The sequence below is a fragment of the Pectobacterium carotovorum genome (genome assembly GCA_016415585.1).
Lineage (GTDB): Bacteria > Pseudomonadota > Gammaproteobacteria > Enterobacterales > Enterobacteriaceae > Pectobacterium > Pectobacterium carotovorum_K.
In genome coordinates this window covers 256,551-276,467 of the sequence record CP066552.1, presented here as the reverse complement: position 1 = coordinate 276,467, position 19,917 = coordinate 256,551, and the positions used below count along the sequence as shown (strand labels likewise).

The window sequence follows — 19,917 nt, the reverse complement described above, 5'->3', positions numbered from 1 at the left end:
ACACCAAAAATTTCCCATAGCAAAAAGCCCCTGTCTTTCGACAGGGGCTTTCCACGTAGTTGATGCCTGGCAGTTCCCTACTCTCACATGGGGAAGCCCCACACTACCATCGGCGCTACGGCGTTTCACTTCTGAGTTCGGCATGGGGTCAGGTGGGACCACCGCGCTATCGCCGCCAGGCAAATTCTGTTTCATTCCAACCGCCATGCTTTGCTCTCGCTCTCGCATAACCATCAGAACCAATCCTAAAACAAGCTGATTATCAAAATCTCTTTGAGTCCATCTCAAAACACCTTCGGTGTTGTAAGGTTAAGCCTCTCGGGTCATTAGTACTGGTTAGCTCAACGTATCGCTACGCTTACACACCCAGCCTATCTACGTCGTCGTCTTCAACGGCCCTTCAGGGGCATCTAGTGCCCAGGGAAGACTCATCTCGAGGCAAGTTTCCCGCTTAGATGCTTTCAGCGGTTATCTCTTCCGCACTTAGCTACCGGGCAATGCAATTGGCATCACAACCCGTACACCAGTGGTGCGTTCACTCCGGTCCTCTCGTACTAGGAGCAACCCCTCTCAATCTTCCAACGCCCACGGCAGATAGGGACCGAACTGTCTCACGACGTTCTAAACCCAGCTCGCGTACCACTTTAAATGGCGAACAGCCATACCCTTGGGACCTACTTCAGCCCCAGGATGTGATGAGCCGACATCGAGGTGCCAAACACCGCCGTCGATATGAACTCTTGGGCGGTATCAGCCTGTTATCCCCGGAGTACCTTTTATCCGTTGAGCGATGGCCCTTCCATTCAGAACCACCGGATCACTAAGACCTGCTTTCGCACCTGCTCGAGCTGTCACTCTCGCAGTCAAGCTAGCTTATGCCTTTGCACTAACCTCCTGATGTCCGACCAGGATTAGCTAACCTTCGTGCTCCTCCGTTACGCTTTGGGAGGAGACCGCCCCAGTCAAACTACCCACCAGACACTGTCCGCAACCCGGATTACGGGTCTACGTTAGAACATCAAACATTAAAGGGTGGTATTTCAAGGTTGGCTCCACGCAGACTGGCGTCCACGCTTCAAAGCCTCCCACCTATCCTACACATCAAGGCTCAAGGTTCAGTGTCAAGCTATAGTAAAGGTTCACGGGGTCTTTCCGTCTTGCCGCGGGTACACTGCATCTTCACAGCGAGTTCAATTTCACTGAGTCTCGGGTGGAGACAGCCTGGCCATCATTACGCCATTCGTGCAGGTCGGAACTTACCCGACAAGGAATTTCGCTACCTTAGGACCGTTATAGTTACGGCCGCCGTTTACCGGGGCTTCGATCAAGAGCTTCGCCTTGCGGCTGACCCCATCAATTAACCTTCCGGCACCGGGCAGGCGTCACACCGTATACGTCCACTTTCGTGTTTGCACAGTGCTGTGTTTTTATTAAACAGTTGCAGCCAGCTGGTATCTTCGACTGATTTCAGCTCCATGAGCAAGTCACTTCACCTACCATCAGCGTGCCTTCTCCCGAAGTTACGGCACCATTTTGCCTAGTTCCTTCACCCGAGTTCTCTCAAGCGCCTGAGTATTCTCTACCTGACCACCTGTGTCGGTTTGGGGTACGATTTGATGTTACCTGGAGCTTAGAGGCTTTTCCTGGAAGCGTAGCATTGGTTACTTCATCACCGTAGTGACTCGTCATCACGCCTCAGTGTTAATAATGACCCGGATTTACCAAAGTCATCCACCTTCACGCTTAAACCGGGACAACCGTCGCCCGGATAACCTAGCTTTCTCCGTCCCCCCTTCGCAGTAACACCGAGTACAGGAATATTAACCTGTTTCCCATCGACTACGCTTTTCAGCCTCGCCTTAGGGGTCGACTCACCCTGCCCCGATTAACGTTGGACAGGAACCCTTGGTCTTCCGGCGTGCGGGTTTTTCACCCGCATTATCGTTACTTATGTCAGCATTCGCACTTCTGATACCTCCAGCAACCCTCACAGGCCACCTTCGACGGCTTACAGAACGCTCCCCTACCCAACAACACCTGAGTGTCGCTGCCGCAGCTTCGGTGCATGGTTTAGCCCCGTTACATCTTCCGCGCAGGCCGACTCGACCAGTGAGCTATTACGCTTTCTTTAAATGATGGCTGCTTCTAAGCCAACATCCTGGCTGTCTGTGCCTTCCCACATCGTTTCCCACTTAACCATGACTTTGGGACCTTAGCTGGCGGTCTGGGTTGTTTCCCTCTTCACGACGAACGTTAGCACCCGCCGTGTGTCTCCCGTGATAACATTCTTCGGTATTCGTAGTTTGCATCGGGTTGGTAAGTCGGGATGACCCCCTAGCCGAAACAGTGCTCTACCCCCGAAGATGAGTTCACGAGGCGCTACCTAAATAGCTTTCGGGGAGAACCAGCTATCTCCCGGTTTGATTGGCCTTTCACCCCCAGCCACAAGTCATCCGCTAATTTTTCAACATTAGTCGGTTCGGTCCTCCAGTTAGTGTTACCCAACCTTCAACCTGCCCATGGCTAGATCACCGGGTTTCGGGTCTATACCCTGCAACTTAACGCCCAGTTAAGACTCGGTTTCCCTGCGGCTCCCCTATTCGGTTAACCTTGCTACAGAATATAAGTCGCTGACCCATTATACAAAAGGTACGCAGTCACCTAACAAGTAGGCTCCCACTGCTTGTACGTACACGGTTTCAGGTTCTATTTCACTCCCCTCGCCGGGGTTCTTTTCGCCTTTCCCTCACGGTACTGGTTCACTATCGGTCAGTCAGGAGTATTTAGCCTTGGAGGATGGTCCCCCCATATTCAGACAGGATGTCACGTGTCCCGCCCTACTCATCGAACTCACAGCTTGTGCATTTTTGTGTACGGGACTATCACCCTTTACTGTGCGACTTTCCAGACGCTTCCACTAACACACAAACTGATTCAGGTTCTGGGCTCCTCCCCGTTCGCTCGCCGCTACTGGGGGAATCTCGGTTGATTTCTTTTCCTCGGGGTACTGAGATGTTTCAGTTCCCCCGGTTCGCCTCATGACACTATGTATTCATGTCATGATAGTGTGTCGAAACACACTGGGTTTCCCCATTCGGGTATCGTCGGGTATAACGCTTCATATCAGCTTACCGACGCTTATCGCAGATTAGCACGCCCTTCATCGCCTCTGACTGCCTAGGCATCCACCGTGTACGCTTAGTCGCTTAACCTCACAACCCGAAGGTGTCTTTAATAAATAAAGCCAACATCGCGCTGTGATTATTTGAGAGACTCATTGACAGACTGATGCATCACTCACACCACATTACTGTTGTGTCAGTATGTTCAGCTGTCATGTTTCAATTTTCAGCTTGTTCCAGATTGTTAAAGAGCAAAACGTCGCAGTGCACCCAAGCAGGTACACTCTGAAGTTTTCTATGCAGCGAGTAGTGATGGTGGAGCTATGCGGGATCGAACCGCAGACCTCCTGCGTGCAAGGCAGGCGCTCTCCCAGCTGAGCTATAACCCCATCGTTGCTTACAGATACCTTAGATACCACTCACGGAAGAGTTGGTAGGCCTGAGTGGACTTGAACCACCGACCTCACCCTTATCAGGGGTGCGCTCTAACCACCTGAGCTACAAGCCTATTAAGGTATTTCTGCTCGTTATTTTCATCAGACAATCTGTGTGAGCACTTCACTTAACACACATCTTCTTGGTAAGGAGGTGATCCAACCGCAGGTTCCCCTACGGTTACCTTGTTACGACTTCACCCCAGTCATGAATCACAAAGTGGTAAGCGCCCTCCCGAAGGTTAAGCTACCTACTTCTTTTGCAACCCACTCCCATGGTGTGACGGGCGGTGTGTACAAGGCCCGGGAACGTATTCACCGTAGCATTCTGATCTACGATTACTAGCGATTCCGACTTCATGGAGTCGAGTTGCAGACTCCAATCCGGACTACGACGTACTTTATGAGGTCCGCTTGCTCTCGCGAGGTCGCTTCTCTTTGTATACGCCATTGTAGCACGTGTGTAGCCCTACTCGTAAGGGCCATGATGACTTGACGTCATCCCCACCTTCCTCCGGTTTATCACCGGCAGTCTCCTTTGAGTTCCCGACCGAATCACTGGCAACAAAGGATAAGGGTTGCGCTCGTTGCGGGACTTAACCCAACATTTCACAACACGAGCTGACGACAGCCATGCAGCACCTGTCTCACAGTTCCCGAAGGCACTAAGGTATCTCTACCAAATTCTGTGGATGTCAAGAGTAGGTAAGGTTCTTCGCGTTGCATCGAATTAAACCACATGCTCCACCGCTTGTGCGGGCCCCCGTCAATTCATTTGAGTTTTAACCTTGCGGCCGTACTCCCCAGGCGGTCGATTTAACGCGTTAGCTCCGGAAGCCACGCCTCAAGGGCACAACCTCCAAATCGACATCGTTTACAGCGTGGACTACCAGGGTATCTAATCCTGTTTGCTCCCCACGCTTTCGCACCTGAGCGTCAGTCTTTGTCCAGGGGGCCGCCTTCGCCACCGGTATTCCTCCAGATCTCTACGCATTTCACCGCTACACCTGGAATTCTACCCCCCTCTACAAGACTCTAGCCTGTCAGTTTTGAATGCAGTTCCCAGGTTAAGCCCGGGGATTTCACATCCAACTTAACAGACCGCCTGCGTGCGCTTTACGCCCAGTCATTCCGATTAACGCTTGCACCCTCCGTATTACCGCGGCTGCTGGCACGGAGTTAGCCGGTGCTTCTTCTGCGAGTAACGTCAATCGATAAGGTTATTAACCTCACCGCCTTCCTCCCCGCTGAAAGTGCTTTACAACCCGAAGGCCTTCTTCACACACGCGGCATGGCTGCATCAGGCTTGCGCCCATTGTGCAATATTCCCCACTGCTGCCTCCCGTAGGAGTCTGGACCGTGTCTCAGTTCCAGTGTGGCTGGTCATCCTCTCAGACCAGCTAGGGATCGTCGCCTAGGTGAGCCATTACCTCACCTACTAGCTAATCCCATCTGGGCACATCTGATGGCGAGAGGCCCGAAGGTCCCCCTCTTTGCTCTTGCGAGGTTATGCGGTATTAGCTACCGTTTCCAGTAGTTATCCCCCTCCATCAGGCAGTTTCCCAGACATTACTCACCCGTCCGCCGCTCGTCACCCAGAGAGCAAGCTCTCTTGTGCTACCGCTCGACTTGCATGTGTTAGGCCTGCCGCCAGCGTTCAATCTGAGCCATGATCAAACTCTTCAATTTAAGATTTGTTTGATTTGCTGAACTCGTCAGCGATGCTCAAAGAATTAAAACTGTTTATTCGTAATGAATTTACTGTTGTTCACTCTTCAAGACTTTTTTATATCGTTAAGATACGGTCTTGTGAGTGCCCACACAGATTGTCTGATTAAATTGTTAAAGAGCAGTGCCACATCTTCCGTGGCGCGGGCCGCATATATTATGCTTTTCCGCTGTGAAGTCAAGTCATTACTGACTGCCTTCGTTGAATCTTTTTTCCTGTCACCACAACCGCGTGTCGCTGTTGCCGTGTCAGTGGAGGCGCATTATAGGGACTTCTCGCACGCTGACAAGCGCTAAATGCAAAAAAGTTACCGAGTGGTTTTTTTTTCAGCAAAGCGAAGTAAAAGACGCCGTTATGCCGGATTTTTCGCCGCTAATTGGGCGAAATCCTGAGCGAAACGGGCAACCTGCTGCCAGTCAGTGTATTCAATCTCTTTAGTGCTATCCGTTTCGCCCCCAGTTATACGCATAATGAGTTGAATCATTATCCGATCAAACCAGCGGTAGCGTGGATAACGCAGGGCACCAGCGAACACGCAGCACAAATCCGGCTGCCAAGGTGAATTCAGCAGGAACTTACGCGTATAGGCATTGGTTTGTATTGTGCGCTTTTCTGGCTTACGCGCAGTGAGGTTCACAGAGAAGAATGCGCTGGGTAGCTGTTGCAGAGAAGTCAGATGCTTATGGATAAATTGATTTACCGCAGGATGAAAGCGCCCGTACCGAATTGACGCCCCAATCAGGACCCGATCGTATTGACTCAGATCGATATCATTCGCATTGAGTACGTTAACAACATCGCACTCCAGAGTTCCTTTCAGCGTATTCGCAATAGAGGAGGCAATCGCTCTTGTTTGCCCATCCCGACTCGAAAACACGATCAAAGCTTTCATTGTTCTTTATCCTTATGGGGACTATTCCCGCCAGAAGGTTGGCGTAAACAGCACTAAAAGCGTGAAGACCTCTAAACGACCAAACAGCATTGTCAGTATCAGAATCCATTTCGCCGTATCATTCATCGACGTAAAATTCTCCGCGACGACACCCAAACCCGGCCCCAGATTATTCAATGTGGCGGCGACCGCCGCAAACGCGGAGAAATCATCAACGCCTGTCGCAATGACGGCCAGCATGCTGACAATAAAAACCAGCGCATACGCGGAAAAGAATCCCCATACGGCTTCAAGGATGCGTTCTGGCAGCGCCCGATGACCCAGCTTAATGGTGTAAACCGCATTCGGATGTACTAAACGCTTAAGCTCACGCGATCCTTGCAGGAAAAGCAGCAGGATACGAATCACTTTCAAGCCACCCCCGGTTGAGCCTGCACACCCGCCAATGAATGCGGAGCACAGAAGCAAAACCGGCAGGAAAAGCGGCCACGATGCAATGCTATCCGTGGTAAACCCTGCCGTTGTCGCCATAGAGACAACCTGGAAGAACGCCTGATTGATCGTCTGCATCCCGCTGTCATACACGTGATGGAACCACAGGACAATCGTACACACGGCCACCAGCGACAGCTGAACAAAAATGAACATGCGGAATTCTGGGTCACGCCAGTATACCTTCAGGCTGCGACCACTCAGCAGAGCAAAGTGCAAACCAAAGTTACAGCCAGAAATCAGCAGGAATATCGCGATGATGGTGTTGATCGTTGGGCTATTAAAGTAGCCGATACTCGCATCATGAGTAGAGAACCCGCCGACAGACACCGTAGAGAAGCTGTGGCCAATTGCATCAAATATCGGCATGCCAGCCAGCCACAGTGCGACAGCACAGGCAATCGTGAGTAAGAGATAAATCAGCCACAGCGTTTTCGCTGTATCAGCGATACGCGGGCGCATTTTGTTTTCCTTCAGCGGCCCCGGCATTTCTGCACGATAAAGCTGCATCCCACCGACACCAAGAATCGGCAGGATAGCAACGGCGAGTACGATGATCCCCATCCCGCCAAACCATTGCAGCATTTGTCGATAAAACAGAATGGCTTTAGGCAGTGAATCCAACCCGACAAGCGTAGTAGCGCCCGTTGTCGTTAACCCAGAGAACGATTCGAAAAAAGCATCCGTTACGCCCAAATTAGGATGTTCAGCAAACAGGAAAGGCAGCGCACCGACGCTGCCCAGCACCGTCCAGAAGAGGACTACGATCAGGAACCCTTCTCGAGATTTCAGCTCATGCTTCTGTTTTCGGTTTGGTAGCCACAGCATGATGCCAATTGCCAGCGCGACAATAAATGTCTGCGTAAACGCCCGGCCTGCGCCATCGCGGTAAATTAACGCTACCAGCCCGGGAATAACCATCGTTCCGGAAAAAAGGATAACCAACTGGCCGACAATACGGGTTATGGCGCGCAAGTGCATCGCAGGGAATTCCTTAATGATTCATAAAAAAGCGCTGGGATTATTATGGAATCGGCAATAAATGCAACGCGCCACGGCTTAAATCACGCAATTTCATTGCCGCTTCCTCAGTTCCCCTGACGGGGATAGAGAACCGCAATACGACTTCCACGCCATACTCGCTATGCAGCACTTTTCCGCCAAACTGGAAGATCAGTGATTCCACCTGCGGCAACAGTGCATAGTCACAGTGTAAGCCATACTCTTTTTGCAAGACTTTCTCTTGCAGCGATACCCGTTTCAGCGCTTGCTGAACGCCGCCGCCATAAGCCTTCACCAACCCACCAGTACCCAGCGGGATTCCGCCATAGTAACGTACCACCACAGCCGTAATCTCACCGATACCGCTTCCCATCAGTTGCGACAGCATCGGTTTGCCCGCCGTGCCGGATGGCTCGCCATCGTCAGAAAAACCAAGCTGCTGGGAATCGTCGGGCGCACCTGCAACAAACGCCCAGCAGTGATGACCCGCCGAGACATGTTCTTCCCGGACGTGCTGGATAAACGCCTTGGCCGCATCGATTCCCGGCGTTGCCGCCAGGATCGTCGTAAAGCGGCTTTTCTTGATTTCCTCGCTGAAGCTCACTGGCGCAGCAGGAACGGGATACGCCTGCATCAGGCCAGATTCAGGTCGCGCGTCATGTTCTCCACGCGCCCTTCATGAATGACAATATTATCCTCGATACGGATACCGCCAAACGGTTTCAACGCCTCGATTTTTTGCCAGTCAAAGTGCTGACTCCATTCGCCCTCACGCCACGGAGCAAGCAAGGATTCGATGAAATAGATTCCCGGCTCGATCGTCATGACCATTCCGGGTTCAAGCACGCGGGTACAACGCAGGTAAGGATGCTGCGACGGCGCCGCCAGATGTGTGCCGCGGTCGTCTTGCATAAATCCGGCGACATCATGCACCTGCAAGCCCAACGGGTGGCCAAGACCGTGCGGCAGGAAAGGCGACGTGAGCCCCTGCTCCACCATGGCTTCTTCGCTGATATCCCGCACCAGTTGATGCGATTTCAGCAGCTTCGCAATCCGCTGATGCATCTGAATATGGTAATCGGTATAACGCACTCCCGCCTGAACGGTATCAATCAATGAAAGCATTTCCTGATTGAGATCTTTAATCAGCAGGGCAAACGCGCCATCGCTCTGTGCGGAATAGGTACGCGTAAGATCGGCGGCATAGCCGTTATATTCCGCCCCTGCATCAATCAGGAAGCTGCGGACATCGGAAGGCACCTGATGATCGAGCTGGGTATAGTGCAACACCGCCGCATGTTCATTGAGCGCGATGATATTGCTGTAAGGCACATCGATATCCCGATGTCCGGTGGCCGTCAGATACGCCAGATTAATATCAAACTCGCTCATGCCAGAGAGAAACGCTTCATGCGCCGCACGATGACCGATCACCGCCGTCTTTTGTGCTTCACGCATACAGACCAGCTCGTAATCGGTTTTGTAAGCGCGATGATAGTGCAGATAATCCAGCACACCCTGAGGATTGATATTATCCGCACGAATGCCCAAATCCTGCGCACGCTGCGGAGCGTAGCCGATATAGGCAACACGCTCGCGCTGCGATGGAAGCAACTGCCCGATATCATCGGCATTCCGTAGCACGGTAATTTCAATCTCTTCAGTCCAGAAGCTCTCGGGGACCGGCGCAACGTTATGCCAGTAATCGACTGGCGAATAGAACCACAGCTTCGGCGGGTTCACGCCGTCAACCCAGAGCCAGCAGTTCGGCACCTGCGTGACGGGCACCCACGCTTTAAACTGCGGGTTAACTTTGAAAGGATAGTCGTGATCGTCCAGAAAAACGGTCAACAGCTCACCAGAATGAATCAGCAATGCGTCAAGCTGATGGCGTGCTAAAACCGCCTGAGCACGCGTTTGCAGCGTAGCCAGATGGTGATGATATAAAGAAGCCAGCTTTTCCATGAGTATCCTTGTACGTCACGACATCATCCCTCCATTTTAACACAGGCATTCTCCAAGGGCAGCGTCCGGTGCTTTGTGATCGATTCGGCAAAAAATTAATCTATCGTTTGCAAAAAATTAACATTAAAACCACAATTCGATTATCTGGTCATACCAGATCACTCACACAAACAGCGGAGATGAACATGCTTTATCAAGGTGAATCCCTCTACCTTAACTGGCTTGAGGACGGCATTGTCGAGCTGGTATTTTCTGCCCCTGGCTCCGTAAACAAGCTAGATACCCGCACGGTTGCCAGCCTGGGTAAGGCGCTGGACGTTCTGGCGGAACAGCCGAATTTGAAGGGCTTACTGCTACGTTCTGACAAACCTGCATTTATTGTCGGTGCCGATATCACGGAATTCCTTTCTCTTTTTGCCGCGCCAGCAGAAAAGCTGCATGAATGGCTTGTCTTCGCCAACCGCATTTTCAGCCGCCTTGAAGATTTACCCGTTCCCACACTGTCCGCAATCAATAGCTATGCGTTGGGCGGCGGGTGTGAATGTGTGCTGGCGACCGATTTTCGTTTAGCGACGACGGATGCACGCATCGGGCTGCCTGAGACCAAACTGGGGATTATGCCAGGCTTTGGCGGCACGGTTAGGCTACCACGCCTGTTGGGCGCCGACAGCGCACTGGAGATCATCGCCGCAGGCAAAGATATCAGCGCAGCCGATGCCTTAAAAGTGGGACTCGTGCAGGCCGTTGTCGCCAATGACAAGCTGGTTCCCGCTGCCATCAAGATGTTAAAACAGGCGATTAACGGCTCACTGGACTGGCAGGCTTACCGACGTCCGAAACTTGACCCGCTGAAGCTCAATAAGATTGAAGCCATGATGAGCTTTACCACCGCCAAAGCGATGGTGCTGCAAACCGCTGGCAAGCACTATCCCGCACCGATGCTAGCGGTAAAAACCATCGAAGCCGCCGCAACTATGACGCGCGATGACGCATTGCAGCTCGAAACGCAGCATTTCGTTCAACTGGCGCGTTCAAATGAAGCTCGCGCACTCGTCGGCATTTTCCTCAACGATCAGTATGTTAAAGGCAAGGCAAAGAAACTGATTGGCGAGACATCCGTGCCGCAGCAGGCCGCCGTGCTAGGAGCAGGCATTATGGGCGGCGGCATTGCCTATCAATCCGCGTTCAAAGGCGTGCCGATTCGGATGAAAGATATCAATGAGAAGCCGCTCGCGCTGGGGATGAATGAAGCAGCCAAGCTCCTGAATAAACAAATGGAACGCGGCAAGTTGGACGGAATGAAAATGGCGACGATTCTGGCGAGTATTCAGCCAACGCTGGATTACGCCGGGTTCGAGCGCACCGACATCGTCGTTGAGGCCGTGGTTGAGAACCCGAAAATCAAAGCCAGCGTGTTGGCAGAAACCGAATCGCACGTGAGCGAGAATACGATTCTGGCGTCGAACACCTCAACGATCCCGATTGCTTTACTGGCTGCATCGCTAAAACGGCCGCAAAATTTCTGCGGCATGCACTTCTTTAACCCGGTACACCGCATGCCGCTGGTCGAAATTATTCGCGGCCCTCAAACCAGCGACAGCACTATCGCCAGCGTGGTGGCTTACGCCAGCAAGATGGGCAAAACGCCGATTGTCGTGAACGACTGCCCCGGATTCTTCGTGAATCGGGTGCTGTTCCCCTATTTTGCGGCGTTCAGCTTATTGCTCAGAGACGGTGCCGATTTCCGCGATATTGATAGCGTCATGGAGAAAAAATTCGGTTGGCCGATGGGCCCAGCCTATCTGCTGGACGTTGTCGGTATTGATACCGCTCACCACGCTCAGGCCGTGATGGCTGAAGGCTTCCCACAACGCATGGCGAAAGACTATCGCGATGCGATTGATGCGCTGTTTGAACACCAGCGCTTCGGGCAGAAGAATGGTCACGGCTTCTACCGTTATCAAACCGACGGCAAGGGGAAGCTGCGTAAAGAACAGGATGAGGCTGTCGAAACACTGCTTAAGGACATCAGCCAGCCGAAAAAAACGTTCAGCGCAGAAGAGATTATCGCGCGCATGATGATCCCGATGATTAATGAAGTCGCGCGCTGCCTGGAAGAAGGTATCGTCGCCAGCCCCGCCGAAGCGGACATGGCGCTGGTATATGGGTTAGGTTTCCCTCCCTTCCACGGCGGAGCCTGCCGCTATCTGGATACACTAGGCAGCGAACACTACGTCGAGATGGCGCAACAGTTGGCGCACCTCGGCGCCATTTATCAGGTGCCTGACGGCTTGCAGCAAAAAGCCAAAAATAATGAAGGCTATTATCCATCGGTCGCGCCACACGCGGACGTTTCTTACGGTCAACCGGCATGAGGACAGGAAATATGGAAAAGGTAGTGATTGTTGATGCCGTACGCACGCCGATGGGACGTTCCAAAGGCGGAGCCTTCCGTCAGGTGAGAGCCGAAGACCTGTCAGCACACCTGATGCGTAGCCTATTGAGCCGTAACGCAGCGCTGGATGCCCGTGAGATCGACGATATCTATTGGGGATGTGTGCAACAGACGCTGGAGCAAGGCTTCAACGTCGCCCGCAATGCTGCTTTGCTGGCAGAAATCCCGATGAATGTCCCCGCGACCACGGTTAACCGACTGTGCGGCTCCTCCATGCAGGCGCTCCACGATGCGGCCCGTGCCATTATGGTTGGCGACGCGAATGTCTGCTTAATTGGCGGCGTCGAGCATATGGGACATGTGCCGATGAATCATGGCGTCGATTTTCATCCGGGGCTGAGCCGCACCATAGCTAAAGCTGCGGGTATGATGGGGCTCACGGCCGAGATGCTGGGGCGTATGCACAATATTAGCCGTGAGATGCAGGATCAGTTCGCCGCACGTTCGCACCAGCGCGCCCACAGCGCCACCCAGTCAGGAGCGTTTCGTCGTGAAATCATCCCCACGGCGGGCCATGATGCAGACGGCATGCTGCAACGCTTCGATTATGATGAGGTCATTCGCCCAGACACCACCGTCGATAGCCTTGCCACACTCAAACCCGCGTTCGATCCGGTTAACGGTACGGTGACAGCCGCATCATCCTCGGCGCTATCCGATGGTGCCGCAGCCATGTTGATCATGAGCGAATCCCGCGCGGCATCATTAGGTTTACCGGTACGAGCCCGCATTCGGGCAATGGCCGTGGTTGGCTGCGATCCTTCGATTATGGGTTACGGCCCCGTCCCCGCGACCAAATTGGCGTTGAAACGAGCAGGGCTCAGTCTGGCCGATATCGGCATCTTTGAACTGAATGAAGCATTCGCCGCTCAGACGCTACCCTGCATTAAAGATCTGGGGCTGCTGGAACAGTTGGATGAAAAGGTCAATCTCAATGGCGGCGCGATTGCGCTAGGTCACCCGCTCGGCTGCTCAGGCGCACGCATCTCTACCACGTTGATTAATCTGATGGAAAGTCGCGATGCTCAGTTTGGCGTGGCGACGATGTGCATCGGGCTGGGACAGGGTATTGCGACCGTGTTTGAGCGCGTCTAAACACAGGAAAGCTCTGTCAGAGAACAGCTAGAAACCAAAAATCCCACAGCCGTGGGATTTTTATTTTTACTTGCTTATGCCTTAACTGCTTTAAATAAACGAAAATGCGTCGCTGAACATATGGGCTGCCAGCGCACCGCGCTCGTTACAAAAACGTTCACGGGCAATCTTCGCCATTTCAAAGCGACCAGCAATATAGATATCCTGCTCTGCCAATGAGCCGTAGTCCTGCAATACCGCGCTCAGAACGGTGCCCGTTCTGCCATCCCATCCTGCTTCCGGCTGCTCGACTACTGGCACCACCCGCAGATTGGGGTGCTTAGCCGCAAAGCCTTCAAGCTCGGTTAAGTCATACAGATGCTGGGATTCACGTCCCCCCCAGTAAATAGCGATATCGCGCTCGGGTTGCTGCGACAGCGCGGTCAGCAGGATAGAACGCACATACGAAAATCCGGTTCCACCCGCAATCAACACCAGCGGACGCGTACTCTCTTCCCGCAGCCAGGCTTCACCGTGCGGGATATCGACCGTCAGGGATTTTTCCTTATGAATGCGCTCCATCACGGCCATCGCGTAAAGATTCAGTTCGGACGCCCCGATGTGCAACTCAATAAAGTTTTTATCCATCGGGGTCGATGCCAGTGAAAAAGGACGTTTATCTCGATCGCCCATCACTACCATCAAATACTGGCCAGCCCGAAAGGAAAACGGCGCTTCAGGTAACAAACGAACGCGATAAACCGTATCGGTTATGGCTTCGACCGAAGTCACTTTACAGCTCAATGTTGTCATGCATTCCCTCTATAGGGTCATAAAAGCAAAACTGAGAACAGGGCAGCAGCCGTTAACGCCGGGGCTCTCTGTCACTAAAAATGGCCAATTCGTCCCATATTTCATCAATGCGGGCACAAACCTGTGGGTCTTTCTTGATGGGGCGACCCCACTCGCGCTGCGTCTCGCCAGGCCATTTATTGGTGGCGTCCAGACCCATTTTGGAGCCAAGGCCAGAAACTGGCGAGGCAAAATCAAGGTAATCTATCGGCGTATTTTCTACTAATACCGTATCGCGCGCCGGATCCATACGCGTCGTGATCGCCCATATCACGTCGTTCCAGTCACGCGCATTAACGTCATCATCGCAGACAATGACAAATTTCGTATACATGAACTGGCGTAAAAAAGACCACACACCCATCATGACGCGTTTAGCATGGCCCGCGTACTGTTTCTTCATGGTAACGACCGCCAGACGGTAAGAGCAACCCTCCGGTGGCAAATAAAAATCGACAATCTCAGGAAACTGCTTTTGCAGGATCGGCACGAAAACTTCGTTCAACGCCACACCCAAAACAGCAGGCTCATCCGGTGGTCGTCCGGTGTAAGTCGAGTGATAAATCGCATTCTGGCGCTGAGTAATGTGCGTAACGGTGAAAACCGGGAAGTGATCGACCTCATTGTAATAGCCGGTATGGTCGCCATACGGCCCTTCCGCCGCCATTTCTCCCGGTTCAATATAGCCTTCCAGAACAATTTCTGCACTGGCAGGCACTTCCAAATCGTTCGACAGGCACTTCACCACTTCAGTCTTATGCCCACGCAGCAACCCCGCAAAGGCATATTCCGATAGCGTATCAGGGACAGGCGTCACCGCACCAAGGATCGTCGCAGGGTCAGCGCCCAATGCGACAGACACCGGAAAACGCTGCCCGGGATTTTCCTGACACCATTCCTGAAAATCCAGCGCGCCGCCGCGATGAGATAACCAGCGCATGATCAGCTTGTTTCTACCCAGCACCTGCTGACGATAGATCCCCAGATTCTGCCGCTCTTTAAGCGGCCCGCGCGTCACGGTAAGCCCCCAGGTAATCAGCGGCGCGGCATCTTCCGGCCAGCACTGCATCACCGGAATCCGGCGCAGGTCAACGTCATCCCCCTGCCAAATCTGTTCCTGACACGGCGCAGAAGACAGGCGCTTCGTCGGCATATTCAATACCTGACGAAACTTTGGCATTTTATCCACCAGATCGCGGAACCCTTTGGGTGGTTCCGGCTCTTTCAAAAACGCCAACAGCTTGCCCACCTCGCGCAGTGCGCTGACCTCTTCCTGTCCCATGCCCAACGCAACACGTTTCGGCGTGCCAAATAAATTGCACAGCACCGGCATGTCATAGCCTTTGGGGTTCTCAAACAGGAGAGCAGGGCCTTCCGCACGCAGCGTTCGGTCAGCAATTTCCGTCATTTCAAGGTAGGGATCGATGGGCTGGGTAATGCGTTTTAACTCCCCTCTCTCTTCCAGCAGCGAGAGGAACTCGCGTAAGTCACGGTATTTCATGCTATTCATCGGGGGCAGTCTATCGTTCTGGCTATTATAAAGTCTCTTCGCCAACCTGTCGCTTCCCGAAACGCCTATTTATGGTAAGAATCTGCTCACTATCAAGAACCCGAACGCCAAAATGTGGTAACAAAAATATCTGCCGAAAATTTTTTATCCGTGCTCGCTTTTGTTATGCTTGCTCGTCGGAATCATAAGTCTGCGAAATTATGGAAGCCTGGTACTTACTGTATTGTAAACGTGGTCAACTACTGCGAGCGAAAGAGCATCTGGAACGTCAGGATGTCAACTGCGTGAGCCCGATGATCACGCTGGATAAGATCGTTCGTGGTAAACGGACCGAAGTGTGTGAGCCGCTGTTCCCGAACTACCTGTTTGTGGAGTTCGATCCCGAACGCATCCACACCACCACCATCAGCGCGACGCGTGGGGTGAGTAACTTTGTGCGATTCGGTGCGCTGCCCGCGACCATTCCGCAGCAGGTTATCGATGAATTGTCACTTCGCCCGATTCAGGGAATCATTGACCCACTGACGCCACAGCCTGGCGATAGCGTCGTCATTACCGACGGTATTTTCTCTGGTCTTCAGGCTATTTACACCGAGCCTGACGGCGAAGCTCGCTCAATGCTGTTGCTGAATATGCTGAACAAACAGGTCAGGCAGAGCATTGATAACCGCGAGTTTCGCAAAGCCTAATCCTTTGAAAACATAGCCCTTTGAAAAAATAGCCCGACGCTCCTTGCATCTTTGCCCTATCCGGCGCGTTTATCCCGCGCCGGATAAGAACAGACTTAGCGTTGCATATGCTGATCGTGCAGCCACTGTGCGACACGCTTGGCAAAATAGGTCAGCACACCATCCGCACCCGCGCGTTTAAAGCACAGCAGAGACTCCATCACTACCGGTTGTTCTTGCAACCAGCCGTTCTGAATCGCCGCCATGTGCATCGCATATTCGCCAGATACCTGATAAGCAAAGGTCGGCACGCCGAACGACTCTTTGACGCGACGCACCACGTCCAGATAAGGCATCCCCGGTTTGACCATCACCATATCCGCGCCTTCCTGCAAGTCCTGCGCGATTTCCTGCAAGGCTTCATCACTGTTAGCTGGGTCCATCTGGTAGGTTTTCTTGTTGCCACCTTTCAGGTTACCCGCTGAGCCCACGGCGTCACGGAAAGGCCCGTAGTAGCACGATGCATATTTAGCCGAGTACGCCATGATCTGGGTATTGATCAGGTTTTGTGCTTCTAGGGTGTCACGAATAGCGCCGATGCGACCGTCCATCATGTCGCTAGGCGCAATAATTTCTGCGCCAGCTTCTGCATGGGACAGCGCCTGACGTACCAAAATCTCCTTGGTGACGTCGTTAATCACATAACCATCCGCATCGATAATCCCGTCCTGCCCGTGTGTGGTATAGGGATCGAGCGCCACATCCGTCAGCAAACCCAGCTCAGGGACGGCGTCTTTCAGCGCGCGGATCGTGCGAGGAACCAAACCATCCGGGTTATAGGCTTCTTCGGCATAGAGTGATTTTTTATCCGCTTCAATGACGGGGAACAGCGACAGTACCGGAACGCCGAGCTTAGCAATCTCTTCGGCTTCTTTCAGAAGCACGTCGATAGTCATCCGGTATACCCCCGGCATGGAGGGAACTTCCTGACGATGATTTGTCCCTTCCATCACGAAAACGGGATAAATCAAATCATTCACCGTCAGTTGATTTTCAGCAACCAGGCGACGACTGAAATCATGGCGGCGAATGCGACGCATACGTCGGCCAGGGAAAGTGCCGGGAAAAGCAGTGCTCATGTCATTATTCTCCTGAATCAGGCCAGCCGGAAAACCCGGCGAGCATTTTCATCTGTTGTCTGTCCCAACCATGTGGCATCTTCTCCACGCCACTCCGCAATCTGGCGAATAATATGAGGCAGATAACAGGGTTCGTTACGGCGGGAGGCCGGTTTAGGGCGTAAATCCCGGGGTAACAGATAAGGTGCATCGGTTTCCACCAACAGCCGATCGGCAGGAATATGCGGCAATAAGGCACGCAGCTCAAGTCCGCGACGCTCATCGCAAACCCAGCCGGTAATGCCAATCATCAGCCCCGCAGCCAGACACTCATCCAACTCATGACGATTGCCAGTAAAGCAGTGAACCACGGCGGCAGGTAACTGACTCAACCACGGCGTCAGCAGAGAGATAAAGCGGGAATGGGCATCACGGCAATGAAGGAAAACGGGCATGGACCGTTCGGCCGCTATCGCTAGCTGCGCACTGAATGCCCGTTCCTGCTCTTCTGGCGTTGAAAAGTTACGGTTGAAATCCAACCCACATTCGCCAATAGCAACCACGCAGGCGGCGCTTGCCATGTGATGAAGCTGTTCAGCAGTGGCGTCATTCCACTGGCTGGCATCATGCGGATGAACGCCCGCCGTTGACCAACAGTAATCGGGATAGGCTTGCGCCAGTAACATGGCCTGATGGCTTTCCTGGGTGTTGGTTCCGGTGATCAAGATGCCACTGACACCCGCTTGCTTTGCCCGGATGACGACCTGCTCCTGGTCTTTTTCAAACTGAGAACTGGTTAGATTGACACCGATATCAAACATGACTCTCACTCTGGCGAATAAAAAATAAGACCTCTCAAAGAGAGGTCATTTTACCGTCCTGCCGCAGGGAACCGTTCGTTACTGCGATGGCTCTTCCGTTTCAGCCCGTCGGCCTTTGCCAACATAAAACCGTGCGAAGAATACACCGATTTCAAACAGCAGATACATCGGAATCGCCAGTAGCGTCTGTGAGAAAACGTCCGGCGGCGTCAGCAGCATCCCGACAACGAATGCGCCCACCAAAATATAAGGGCGTTTTTTCTTCAGATCTTCTGGCGTCACCACACCACTCCAGCAGAGCAGCACGATGGCAACGGGCACCTCAAACGATACGCCGAACGCCATGAATAGCGCCATAACAAAATCGAGGTAGTTATTGATGTCTGTCGCAATCAGCACGCCAACGGGTGCGGTTTTCGCAAAAAAACCAAACGCCAGCGGGAACACCACAAAGTACGCAAACGCCATGCCCGAATAAAACAGCAGGCTGCTGGATACCAGCAACGGCATCATTAAGCGACGTTCGTGCTTATACAGAGCAGGGGCCACAAACGCCCACACCTGATACAGCACCAGTGGCGCAGCGACAAACACTGAGACAATCATCGTCAGCTTTATCGGTGTAAAGAAAGGCGAGGCGACATCAGTCGCGATCATGCTGGCACCCGCAGGCAATTGCTTGATGAGCGGCGCAGAAACCACTTGGTAAATGTCATTGGCAAAGTACACCAGCACAACAAATACCGCCAGCACACAGATGATGCTGTTCAATAGCCGCTTGCGTAGCTCAATCAGGTGGCTAATTAACGGTTGAGTATCTTCATCGGCCATAAACTAACGACTATCGCTCGGTTGACGGGCAGAAACAGCAGAAGACTGGGACTGCTCAGGTTTGACATTATCGTTGCCGACAGCTTTATCACTCGTGGCATTGTGATCATCATGGTGATGTTCAGCAACAGTAGCGCTTTCAGGTTTAGGCTGACTAACTGCCGGACGTACTGCGGTTTCCGCTTCGATCACCCCATCGTAGGCCGCTTCCGGATCGTTTAGCGGGGTGTTGCGCTGCGGTTCCACCGTCGCACTATGGCCATCTGACGTGCTATGATCATCTGACTTTTGGTGATCATCTGATTTCTGCGGTGACAATGGCTCGGTATAGCCGCGTTTCATCGCTTCCGCCGCTTCTTTGAGTTCATCCATTGAGGCTTTCAACTCAGGCGACAGATTCTGCAAACTGGCTTTTTCGACTTTCTTCAGGCTTTCCTGAAACTCCTGGAGTTTCAGTTCCTGCGACAGTTCATTCTGAACCGTAGACGCCAGCGAACGCAGCGTCCTGATCCAGCTTGCAACCGTTCTGACTGCCACAGGCAAACGCTCCGGCCCGAGAACAATCAGGCCGAGAACCATCACCAATAACAATTCACCAAAACCGATATCGAACACAGATTACACCTGCTCTTTATGCTGGCTCTTCGTTTCGCCCGGCTTGGCGTCTGATTGGTTGTCAGCGATAGACTTGGTAGAGAAATCGGCATCTGGCTGCGTTTTGTCTGCGCCAGTAGACGGCTGATCGTCACCCATCGCTTTCTTAAAACCTTTGATGGAGGCACCCAGATCCGAACCCAGCGTTCTGAGTTTTTTGGTGCCAAATAACAGTACAACAATTACGGCGATAATCACCAAATTCATTGGACTAATACTCATAACATTTACCTCTTTTCAAAAAGGGGAACGACAGAATTCTCGTTATTATATCGGGTAATTCTGACGTGCATCATGA

Annotated in this window: 14 protein-coding genes, 2 tRNA genes and 3 rRNA genes; 3 read left to right on the top strand and 16 right to left on the bottom strand. The window is 52.7% G+C overall.

Annotation, left to right across the window (positions count from 1 at the left end):
• Positions 1-64: 64 nt before the first annotated feature.
• From rrf to pepQ, 9 genes are all read right to left on the bottom strand, one after another.
• Positions 65-180, bottom strand: a 5S ribosomal RNA gene (rrf, locus tag JFY74_01230).
• Between the two features lie 125 nt (positions 181-305).
• Positions 306-3,212 (bottom strand): 23S ribosomal RNA (locus JFY74_01225).
• Positions 3,213-3,435: 223 nt separating this feature from the next.
• Positions 3,436-3,511 (bottom strand) — tRNA-Ala (locus tag JFY74_01220).
• A gap of 42 nt (positions 3,512-3,553) precedes the next feature.
• Positions 3,554-3,630 (bottom strand) — tRNA-Ile (locus tag JFY74_01215).
• 73 nt (positions 3,631-3,703) lie between these two features.
• Positions 3,704-5,245: ribosomal RNA gene (locus JFY74_01210) — 16S ribosomal RNA — on the bottom strand.
• The 16S, 23S and 5S rRNA genes sit together here with 2 tRNA genes alongside, the layout of an rRNA operon.
• A 392-nt stretch (positions 5,246-5,637) precedes the next feature.
• Positions 5,638-6,177, bottom strand: coding sequence for a menaquinone-dependent protoporphyrinogen IX dehydrogenase (gene hemG, locus JFY74_01205; protein ID QQG28728.1), 540 nt, complete (start codon positions 6,175-6,177; stop codon positions 5,638-5,640).
• A 21-nt stretch (positions 6,178-6,198) separates the two neighbouring features.
• Complete coding sequence (gene trkH / locus JFY74_01200; GenBank protein ID QQG28727.1) at positions 6,199-7,650, bottom strand: Trk system potassium transporter TrkH; 1,452 nt, start codon at positions 7,648-7,650, stop codon at positions 6,199-6,201.
• Positions 7,651-7,693: 43 nt separating this feature from the next.
• Positions 7,694-8,305, bottom strand: coding sequence for an IMPACT family protein (locus JFY74_01195; protein ID QQG28726.1), 612 nt, complete (start codon positions 8,303-8,305; stop codon positions 7,694-7,696).
• Positions 8,305-9,636, bottom strand: coding sequence for a Xaa-Pro dipeptidase (pepQ, locus tag JFY74_01190; GenBank protein QQG28725.1), 1,332 nt, complete (start codon positions 9,634-9,636; stop codon positions 8,305-8,307). The genes JFY74_01195 and pepQ overlap by 1 nt, the downstream gene beginning before the upstream one ends.
• A 185-nt stretch (positions 9,637-9,821) precedes the next feature.
• Between pepQ and fadB the strand changes: the two genes are divergently transcribed.
• Complete coding sequence (gene fadB, locus JFY74_01185) at positions 9,822-12,011, top strand: fatty acid oxidation complex subunit alpha FadB (GenBank protein ID QQG28724.1); 2,190 nt, start codon at positions 9,822-9,824, stop codon at positions 12,009-12,011.
• Between the two features lie 11 nt (positions 12,012-12,022).
• Positions 12,023-13,186, top strand: a complete 1,164-nt coding sequence (fadA, locus tag JFY74_01180; protein QQG28723.1) for an acetyl-CoA C-acyltransferase FadA — start codon at positions 12,023-12,025, stop codon at positions 13,184-13,186.
• Positions 13,187-13,276: 90 nt separating this feature from the next.
• On the opposite strand, the gene fre is transcribed toward fadA, so the two are convergent.
• Both fre and ubiD read right to left on the bottom strand, forming a co-directional pair.
• Positions 13,277-13,978, bottom strand: a complete 702-nt coding sequence (gene fre, locus JFY74_01175; protein ID QQG28722.1) for an NAD(P)H-flavin reductase — start codon at positions 13,976-13,978, stop codon at positions 13,277-13,279.
• Positions 13,979-14,030: 52 nt separating this feature from the next.
• Positions 14,031-15,527 carry a 4-hydroxy-3-polyprenylbenzoate decarboxylase gene (gene ubiD, locus JFY74_01170; GenBank protein ID QQG28721.1) on the bottom strand — a complete coding sequence of 499 codons (1,497 nt, stop codon included), beginning with the start codon at positions 15,525-15,527 and terminating at the stop codon, positions 14,031-14,033.
• Between the two features lie 200 nt (positions 15,528-15,727).
• On the opposite strand from ubiD, the gene rfaH reads away from it, so the two are divergent.
• Complete coding sequence (gene rfaH / locus JFY74_01165; protein QQG28720.1) at positions 15,728-16,216, top strand: transcription/translation regulatory transformer protein RfaH; 489 nt, start codon at positions 15,728-15,730, stop codon at positions 16,214-16,216.
• Positions 16,217-16,311: 95 nt separating this feature from the next.
• Here the strand turns inward: rfaH and hemB are convergent, their stop codons facing one another.
• The 5 genes from hemB to tatA all read right to left on the bottom strand — a co-directional run bounded on the left by hemB (position 16,312) and on the right by tatA (position 19,841).
• The gene (gene hemB, locus JFY74_01160) at positions 16,312-17,334 is read right to left on the bottom strand and encodes a porphobilinogen synthase (GenBank protein ID QQG28719.1); all 1,023 of its coding nucleotides are present in this window, start codon (positions 17,332-17,334) and stop codon (positions 16,312-16,314) included.
• Positions 17,335-17,351: 17 nt separating this feature from the next.
• Positions 17,352-18,134, bottom strand: a complete 783-nt coding sequence (tatD, locus tag JFY74_01155; GenBank protein ID QQG28718.1) for a 3'-5' ssDNA/RNA exonuclease TatD — start codon at positions 18,132-18,134, stop codon at positions 17,352-17,354.
• Between the two features lie 78 nt (positions 18,135-18,212).
• On the bottom strand, positions 18,213-18,965 hold the full coding sequence (tatC, locus tag JFY74_01150) for a Sec-independent protein translocase subunit TatC (protein ID QQG28717.1): 753 nt from the start codon (positions 18,963-18,965) through the stop codon (positions 18,213-18,215).
• 3 nt (positions 18,966-18,968) lie between these two features.
• Positions 18,969-19,580, bottom strand: coding sequence for a Sec-independent protein translocase subunit TatB (gene tatB, locus JFY74_01145; GenBank protein ID QQG28716.1), 612 nt, complete (start codon positions 19,578-19,580; stop codon positions 18,969-18,971).
• A 3-nt stretch (positions 19,581-19,583) separates the two neighbouring features.
• Positions 19,584-19,841, bottom strand: a complete 258-nt coding sequence (gene tatA, locus JFY74_01140) for a twin-arginine translocase TatA/TatE family subunit (GenBank protein QQG28715.1) — start codon at positions 19,839-19,841, stop codon at positions 19,584-19,586.
• Positions 19,842-19,917: the final 76 nt, after the last annotated feature.

What these genes read in the sequence shown, in the direction of transcription:
- fre (QQG28722.1), bottom strand. Translation starts at nt 13,978, where the DNA reads ATGACAACATTGAGCTGTAAAGTGACTTCGGTCGAAGCCATAACCGAT.
- trkH (QQG28727.1), bottom strand. Translation starts at nt 7,650, where the DNA reads ATGCACTTGCGCGCCATAACCCGTATTGTCGGCCAGTTGGTTATCCTT.
- hemB (QQG28719.1), bottom strand. Translation starts at nt 17,334, where the DNA reads ATGAGCACTGCTTTTCCCGGCACTTTCCCTGGCCGACGTATGCGTCGC.
- tatC (QQG28717.1), bottom strand. Translation starts at nt 18,965, where the DNA reads ATGGCCGATGAAGATACTCAACCGTTAATTAGCCACCTGATTGAGCTA.
- fadB (QQG28724.1), top strand. Translation starts at nt 9,822, where the DNA reads ATGCTTTATCAAGGTGAATCCCTCTACCTTAACTGGCTTGAGGACGGC.
- tatD (QQG28718.1), bottom strand. Translation starts at nt 18,134, where the DNA reads ATGTTTGATATCGGTGTCAATCTAACCAGTTCTCAGTTTGAAAAAGAC.
- pepQ (QQG28725.1), bottom strand. Translation starts at nt 9,636, where the DNA reads ATGGAAAAGCTGGCTTCTTTATATCATCACCATCTGGCTACGCTGCAA.
- fadA (QQG28723.1), top strand. Translation starts at nt 12,023, where the DNA reads ATGGAAAAGGTAGTGATTGTTGATGCCGTACGCACGCCGATGGGACGT.
- ubiD (QQG28721.1), bottom strand. Translation starts at nt 15,527, where the DNA reads ATGAATAGCATGAAATACCGTGACTTACGCGAGTTCCTCTCGCTGCTG.
- tatA (QQG28715.1), bottom strand. Translation starts at nt 19,841, where the DNA reads ATGAGTATTAGTCCAATGAATTTGGTGATTATCGCCGTAATTGTTGTA.
- JFY74_01195 (QQG28726.1), bottom strand. Translation starts at nt 8,305, where the DNA reads ATGCAGGCGTATCCCGTTCCTGCTGCGCCAGTGAGCTTCAGCGAGGAA.
- hemG (QQG28728.1), bottom strand. Translation starts at nt 6,177, where the DNA reads ATGAAAGCTTTGATCGTGTTTTCGAGTCGGGATGGGCAAACAAGAGCG.
- rfaH (QQG28720.1), top strand. Translation starts at nt 15,728, where the DNA reads ATGGAAGCCTGGTACTTACTGTATTGTAAACGTGGTCAACTACTGCGA.